The sequence below is a fragment of the Okeania sp. genome (assembly GCF_983059655.1).
Genome location: NZ_CEZPJD010000187.1, coordinates 2,939 through 11,417, shown reverse-complemented (window position 1 = coordinate 11,417; position 8,479 = coordinate 2,939). Strand labels below are relative to the sequence as shown.

At 34.0% G+C, this 8,479-nt stretch carries 3 protein-coding genes; all 3 read left to right on the top strand.

Annotated elements, in window-relative coordinates; translation table 11 throughout:
• The first annotated feature begins 22 nt into the window (after nt 1-22).
• The 3 genes from AC3DU7_RS12760 to AC3DU7_RS12750 all read left to right on the top strand — a co-directional run bounded on the left by AC3DU7_RS12760 (nt 23) and on the right by AC3DU7_RS12750 (nt 8,219).
• Nucleotides 23-976, top strand: coding sequence for an asparaginase (locus tag AC3DU7_RS12760; protein WP_488039719.1), 954 nt, complete (start codon nt 23-25; stop codon nt 974-976).
• A 1,586-nt stretch (nt 977-2,562) separates the two neighbouring features.
• The gene (locus tag AC3DU7_RS12755; RefSeq protein WP_488039718.1) at nt 2,563-5,028 is read left to right on the top strand and encodes a CHAT domain-containing protein; all 2,466 of its coding nucleotides are present in this window, start codon (nt 2,563-2,565) and stop codon (nt 5,026-5,028) included.
• A gap of 515 nt (nt 5,029-5,543) precedes the next feature.
• Nucleotides 5,544-8,219, top strand: coding sequence for a CHAT domain-containing protein (locus tag AC3DU7_RS12750; RefSeq protein ID WP_488039717.1), 2,676 nt, complete (start codon nt 5,544-5,546; stop codon nt 8,217-8,219).
• The last annotated feature ends 260 nt before the right edge of the window (nt 8,220-8,479 follow it).

The window sequence follows — 8,479 nt, the reverse complement described above, 5'->3', positions numbered from 1 at the left end:
TAACTGATAACTGATAACTGAAATGACAAGGGGAAAAAGAACACAAACTTCACAACTAGAAGTCAGATTACTCCGAGAAGGTATCGTTGAATCAATTCACCAAGTTCAGGCCACTGTGTGCGACCATAGAGGTCGGGTTTTATCTGTGGCCGGAAATGCAGATACTGCCACATTTGTCCGTTCAGCTCTTAAACCATTTCAAGCTTTAGCAGTTACTACTACAGGCACTCTAGAACGTTATGACTTAACCGACTTAGATTTGGCCATTATTTGTAGTTCCCATCAAGGTACAACAGAGCAAGCAAGACAGGTATTTAATGTTTTATGGCGCTGTGATATTGACCCATCAAAGCTTCAATGCCCAACTCCTGCCAATAAAAATAGTCCTTTGCAATATAACTGTTCTGGTAAGCACGCAGGTATGCTGGCTGTTTGTCAGCAAAGAAGTTGGCCGATGGAGTCTTACCTGCAAATGAAGCATCCAGTTCAACAGTTGATTATTAGTAAGGTGGCTGAGTTACTGGCAATGCCCGCAGCAGAATTTATTGGCGCTCGTGATGATTGTGGTGCTCCAACTTATCTTCTACAACTAAGTCAAATGGCAACTTTATACGCCAAACTGGCTTCAGGTGATAGTTTAGACCTAGAACGAATTGTTAGGGCAATGACCTATCATCCAGAAATGGTTGGGGGAGAGGGAAGTTTTGATACAGAGTTGATGCGCTTGACGGCAGGAGAAATTGTTAGTAAGTCTGGGGCTGAGGGAGTGCAATGTATTGGCCGGGTAGGTGAGGGGATGGGTTTGGCCATTAAAGTTAATGATGGTGCTAAACGAGCGAAATATGCAGTGGCTATTCACTTGTTAACTCAGATGGGTTGGATCAGTCCAACTATTGCTGAAACTCTAGCGGAAAACTATATGTCTCTCAGTAATGTCAAGCGTTTGGAAGTAATTGGAGAAATGTGCATGGTATAGTTCAACAATTAATTACTAATAATTAGTAGACAGTGCAAAATTCTTGTAAGAACTATTGCTAGCTAAGGCTTTCAGCTATCTAAGGGTTGAAAACTCTTTATTCAAAGCTGTAAGTACTGTAAGCTTTTTCCAGTAATACTTTCAGCCTTTAAAGCAAATAGTTTTTTGGAATAACTTTGTACTCTCCAGTTAATAATTACCTCTCCTTGAAAATGGATAGGATTGACTAGCAATGAAAATTTTTTCTTGTTTCTCCTTTAAAGGAGAGGCTTTAAACGTTAATTATCTTTTCCCTTATGGGTTTAATATCCCACCGTCAACGGTCGTGCTTAAAATTGTTTGGGGTTATAATTCCCATACAATTCTGCTTTCTGCCTTCTGCCTTCTTCAATCGGTAATTGGACGGCTATGAAAAAAATTTGGAAAATATTTTGAGTAAGGGGTTGCAATTTTGATGAGGTTATGGTTATACTAATAAAAGACGACGCGGGATAGAGCAGTCTGGTAGCTCGTCGGGCTCAAGTTATAAGGTAAGACAAACAAAACAAGCATAAATAGACACCGCTAGTCACTAAGCTTGAAGTTACACCTTGTAAGGGGCGGCATACGAAGAAATTTGTATGTGTTTACTTGTCAAATTCGGGGAAACCGTTAGCGGGGTAATCCCGAGCCAAGCTCCAAATGAAAGGAGAAGGTGTAGAGACTGGTTGGCAAGTACCCTAGCAGTTCTAGTTTGATAGAAGCTGAGGGTAAAGGGACAGTCCAGACCACGAACTAATTCTTAAGGTTGAGAATTAAGGCAGTGAAAGCTGTGGTGGTAAGCATAACCCGAAGGTCGGTGGTTCAAATCCGCCTCCCGCCATAAAAAGTTAATAATCAAAAAAAGAGTCTGGTCAATCTTAAGATTTATCAGGCTTTCTTGATTTTAGGCTTCAATACTCTAATAATACTAATTTGATAAATGTTTGCTACAAATAGCTAGGTATTTCTTATAATTTCCTACGGGATGCTCAACAAAAATGTAGAGTTTGATTCCACATTCCGCACTTCAATTTGTAGGATTGATATGATACAAATCCGTAGTTTAGTAGATATTTATACTATGCAAATCATCTCAATTACTTTTTTCGTTCATCAAATTCCGAGTAAATATTAGGGTTTGCGCTCAAAAGTCTTTTAGTAGGGGTAGGAGACAGGAGACAGGAGTTAAGAGGAATGGGAATTATAGAGGAGGTAGAAAGAAGAGTTGTCCCAAGATTTTTCTGCCTTTGTTTGCCCTCAATACTAATATGTATGAACTTTTTATAACAAAAAGCTAGTACTTTTTTCGCTCCAAAAAGGCACTTACCTTTATCCATCAATGCTTTGAAATTTAATCAGCAAGCCCTAATTAATTTTAGCACTTATAATACATCTGAAGTATAGCCACAATTGATCGACTAACTAAAAGTTTTATATTACAGCAATTTATTCCTCCTGTTGCCTGTTGCCTGCACATAGCGCTATAACTTCCCTATTCCCTGCTATAGTTGAATGCTGAATGCTTATAGTTATACATAATACAGATAGAAAATATAGTTGAAGAAATGATAAATTGGAAATATTTCAGATTAATTACACCTGCTGTATGTTTATTAATTATTATTCCATCTATACCATCTATACCAGTCGAAAAAAATTTTAATCTAGATTCAAAAGCACAAGCAAAAGTTAAGATAAATTCTTTTAGCTCTATTCTACAGAAAAATCAAAAAATTGAAATACAGCAACAAGAAAAGCAAGTTCAATCAGAATTTTACAACGATCAACTTGATGAAAATTTGGAAAAATTACAAGAAAAATTAGAAAAATCAACTCAAGAAGACGATCGCTTTGAGATTATTCGTACTTTGAATAAAATGGCTGTTGTTTATGATACTCAAGGTAAGTATTTCAAAGCCTTAGAATATTATCAAAAATCTTTAAATAATGCTAAAAAAAATCAGGATAGTGAAAGTATTACTGCTATTTTAAATAAGATTGGCTTGGTGTATTCTCAGTTAGGTTTATATGAGCAGGCGATCGATTTTTATAAACAAGCTTTAAAGAAAAATCCTCCAGACAAAAACAAGATATTAAGTAAGATTGGAGCAATTTATCGTCACTTAAAAAAATATTCTCAAGCCTTAGAATATGATCGACAAGCTTTAGAAATTTATCAAGAAAATCAAGATAATCTTGGTATAGCTAAAATCCTCAATCATATAGGTGTAATCTATAGAGAGCAAGAGGAATATTCTCAAGCATTAGAGAATCACAAGCAAGTATTAGCTATTCAACAAGAAGAAGGCGATCGAGAAGGTAAAGCAGTTACTTTTCATAATATTGGTAAAGTTTATCAAGAGCTAAATAAGTATTCGGAATCCCTAAAATTTTTAAATCATAGTTTAATTATAGATAGACAACTTGATAATAAAGAAAAAGAAGGAATTAATCTTGCTAATATAGGTAAATTATTAGAAACAAAAAATCAGACTGAATTAGCAATAATTTTCTATAAACAATCAGTTAATCTTACAGAAAGTATCAGGAAAGATTTAAAAGTTTTACCAACAGAAGAGCAAGAGGCTGATGTAGAAAGTGTTGCTGAAACATATCGTACTTTAGCTGAATTATTACTGCAAAAAAAACGAGCGCTAGAGGCACATCAAATTATAGATTTACTCAAAGTCCAAGAAATATTTGAACAGATGGGCAGTTTACAGATTGACAAACATAAATATAGTGAATTGCCATTCCTAGAATCAGAAGAACTCTTTTGGAAAAAATATAGTCAGCTCATAGAAGCAGCAAGTGATACGAAAAACCAAAATCAACTAGAGGAAAAATTACTAGAAATTATTGAATTTTTTGATAGTGAAGAAGTGAAATCTATCGTGTCAGAATTAAAAGAAAATGCTGAAAATCAAAAACTAAGTTCAGATATAGTATTTTCTTTACAACTTGAACTAAAAGAACATCAAAAGAAAAATACAGTAGTATTATATCCATTAGTTTTAGAAGACCGACTAGAATTAATATTAGTAAGTTCAAATTCTCCCCCTGTACATCGTACTGTATCGGTAAAACGAGAAGAATTTAATCAAGCTATCTTTGAATTAAGAGTGAGATTAATCAATAGAAATAATTCTCAATCATTCTCCAACGAAAATAATAATCAATCTGATAAAATAGTTATGCAGGCAGGATTTAAACTTTACAATTGGTTGATTAAACCTTTAGAGAAAGAGCTAAGACTTGCTAAAACTAAAACTATTATTTATGCGCCAGATGGAAAACTACGTTATATTCCTTTAGCAGCTTTATATGATGGTAAAAAATGGCTAGCAGAAAGGTTTGAAATTAATAATATTACTGCTGCAAGTTTAATGGATTTAGATCCTAGAGAAAATTTTCAACCAGTAATTTTAGCAGGTGCTTTAACTGAAGGTAGTTATCAATTTCAGGTAGGTAGAAGAAGATTTGAATTTGAAGGATTACCATTTGCGGGAGTAGAAGTAGAGAATATAGAGCAGATATTTCCTGAAACTAATAAATTATTAGGAAATGAATTTACTAAAGAAGCTATGGAATTAAATATGGATAGCCATAATATTGTACATTTTGCCACTCATTCTGCCTTTGTAAATGGTCATCCAGAAGAATCTTTTATCTTATTTGGAGATGGCGATCGCGCTACATTAGGAGATGTGAAAGATTGGAATTTAAAGGATGTAGAATTAGTGGTATTGAGTGCTTGTCAAACTGCCCTGGGAAAAGATATAGGAAATGGTCAAGAAATACTAGGTTTTGGTTATCGAGTGCAAGAAGCTGGTGCAGCAGCAACATTAGCAACTTTATGGTTAGTTGATGACCAAGCTACTCACGAATTTATGAATTATTTTTATGCAGCTTTGAATAAAGGACTAAGTAAGGTAGAATCGCTAAGAGAAGCACAAGTTAATATGATTAATAGTGAGTATAATCATCCTTATTATTGGGCACCTTTTATTTTAATTGGTAATGGGTTTTGAAGGAAGAAGGAAGTTTAATAATTAATAATTAATAATTAATAATTAATAATTAATAATTAGGGCTTGCTGAATAAATATCAAACCATTGACAGATAAAGGTAAGTGCCTTGTTTTGTCGAAAAAAGTGCAAGTTTGTTGGTCTAAATAGCTGCATAAATCTAGTATTTTCGGACGATTATGGCAGAAAAATTAAGGGAAAATTTTTCCGACTACATTAATTCCCATTTCTCCTGACTCCTACCCTCACCCATAAGACTTATTCAGCAAACTCTAAATAAATTTATAGATGTGCAAAAGGTAGAAATATAGATGATTAATAGCAAGTATAGTTATCCTTATTATTGGGCACTATTTATTTTAATTGGCAATGGTTTTTGAAGGAAGCATAAAGTTGAAGTATTATAAGTTATGAAATATTATAAGTTAAGTGTAGATATGAATTCATAGAGACAACAATAGAAAATGATAAATTGGAAATATTTTAGATTAATTATAGGCACAGGATTTTTTTTATTTTGCCTTTATCTGTAGTCACAGAAAAGGTGTATATAAATGCAAAAGCAGTTGTACAACAGACCACAAAATATAGCGATAAAACTACGTTTCGCTGGGGCGATCGCTCGCTCCCAGAAAATTTAGAAACTAAAGCACAGCAACTTTACCAGAAAGCTACACAACAATTTCAAAATGGTGAATTAGAAGCAGCTTTAAAAACTTTGCAACAGGTGTTAGACATTCGTAAGCAACAAGGTGATCGCTTTAATATCAGTAGTACCCTCTACAGCATAGCAACTGTTTATAAACAATTACAGGAATATCAGCAAGCGTTGGAGTATTATCAGCAAGCGCTGGAAATTCGTCAACGGTTAGGAAACCAAGATAAAACATCCCTTCCACTCCGCGAACGAATTGCTGCTACTCTACACAATATTGGTACAGTTTATCATCACCTTAGTCAATATCCCCAAGCATTGGCATCATTAAACCAAGCACTGGTAATGCGTCGGCAACTCGGAGATAGTGCTGCTATTGGTCGCACTTTAAATGAAATTGCTATTGTTTACGATATTCAAAGTCAATATCTGAGAGCTTTAGAGTTTTATAAAGAAGCTTTAGAAATTGCTCAAAAGGAAAAAGATAGTGTAAATATCAGTGCAATTTTAAGTAATATGGGGTTGGTCTATTCTCAGTTGGGGCAATACGAAAAAGCTATTGATTTTTATCAGCAAGTTTTAGATACTAACCCTCCAACAAAAGGTATTATTTTAAATAATATTGGTGCTGTTTATCGTCGCTTAAAAGAGTTTCCAAAAGCTTTAATTTTTTATCAACAAGCTTTAGAAATTAACCAGGAAAATCAAGACCGTTTTGCTATAGCGACAACCCTTGATAATATAGGTGTAATTTATCGAGAACAGGGTAAATATTCTCAAGCTTTAGAGTCTCATCAACAAGCATTAGATATGCGAAAAAAATTAGGCGATCGCGAAGGTCAAGCAGCTACTATTCATAATATTGGTATAGTTTATCGAGAATCAGGGAGCTATCCTGAAGCATTACAATTTTTGACTCATACTTTAATTATTGACAAACAACTTGGAAATAGGGATGGGGAAAGAATTACTCTAGGGAATATAGGTAAGTTATTAGAAAAAGAACGACCTGAATTAGCAATAATTTTTTATAAACAATCCGTTAATGTTACTGAAAATATTCGTCATAGTTTAAAAGTTTTACCAGTAGAACAGCAGCAGTCTTATGTAGAAAGTGTTGCTGAAATATATCGTAGTTTGGCTGACTTATTACTTCAACAAAAACGTGTGATAGAAGCACATCAAATTCTCGATTTACTCAAGGTACAAGAGATATTTGATTATATAGGAAATTTAGAATTTAATGAGGATAAATCTAGAGAAGTTCCACTGCTAGAAATGGAAAAAAAGTTCTGGCAAAAGTATAACAAATTCATAAATGCAGTAGGTCAAGACCTGGATAAAAATCAGAATATTTCATCAGCAAAATTGGTTGATATTCGGGATTTGATTAATAGTCAAGAAGTAACAAATATTGTATTGGAGTTAAAGAAAAATTCTAGTAGTCAAAAACTGAATTTTGAGATATTAACTTCTTTGCAGTCTGAACTAAAAAAACATCAGCAAGAAAATACAGTAGTTTTATATCCTTTACTTTTAGAAGACCGCCTCGAATTAATATTAGTAACTGCTAATTCTCTCCCATTACATCGTACTGTTTCAGTCAAGCAGAAAGAATTCGAGCATGAGCTTTTGGAGTTGAGAGTGGGATTAACTGATAGAAGAAAAGCTCAAAATAAAAATCAATCTGATTCTAGAGTTATGGAGGCAGGATTAAAACTCTATAATTGGTTGATTAAACCTATAGAATCTCACTTGAAAATTACTGACGCTAAAACTATTATTTATGCTCCTGATGGTCTACTACGTTATATTCCTCTAGCAGCATTATATGATGGAGAAAAATGGTTAGTAGAGAGATTTAAAATTAATAATATTACCGCTGCAAGTTTAATAAAATTTATCCCTGGGGAAAATATTGAGCCTCAGATTTTGGCAGGTGCTTTAACTGAAGGTAATTATAATTTTAAGGTTGTGGAAACAGAGTTTAGTTTTGCAGAATTACCTTTTGCTGGAGTAGAGGTAGAAAAGTTAGCAAATATTTTTCCTGAGACTAATAAATTATTAGGAAATTCTTTTACTAGAGAAGCTATAGAGTCAAATATGGATAGCTATAATATCGTACATTTGGCTACTCATTCTGCTTTTGTCAGCGGTCATCCAGAAGAATCTTTTATCCTATTTGGAGATGGTAATCTTACTAACTTACGAGAAGTAAAAGATTGGAATTTAAAGGGTGTAGAATTAGTAGTTTTGAGTGCTTGTCAAACTGGTTTAGGGAAAGAGTTAGGAAATGGGGCAGAAATTCTGGGTTTTGGTTATCAAATGCAAGTAGCTGGTGCCACAGCAAGTTTAGCAACTTTATGGCAAGTTGATGACGAGGGTACTTCTGAATTTATGAATTATTTTTATACAGCTTTGAAAAATGGTGCAAGCAAAATTGAAGCAGTTCAAAAGGCACAAATTGCTATGATTAATAGTGAGTTTAATCATCCTTATTATTGGGCACCTTTTATTTTGATTGGTAATGGGTTTTAATTGAAGCATTCAGCAGTCAGCTATCAGCTATCAGCAAAATTTGTTAGGGTGTATTAGATAGCTAAAACTTATAAATCCAGTAGAGTGCGTTACGACTTTCGCCCCCTAAATCCCCCAATTCTGGGGGACTTTGAATTATTTATTTTCCCCGTTGTGAGAACCGAATTTGGTATAATCCTTCGCCCCCTAAATCCCCCAATTCTGGGGGACTTTGAATTATTTATTTTTCCCCGTTGTGAGAAGGGGATTTTGTATAATCC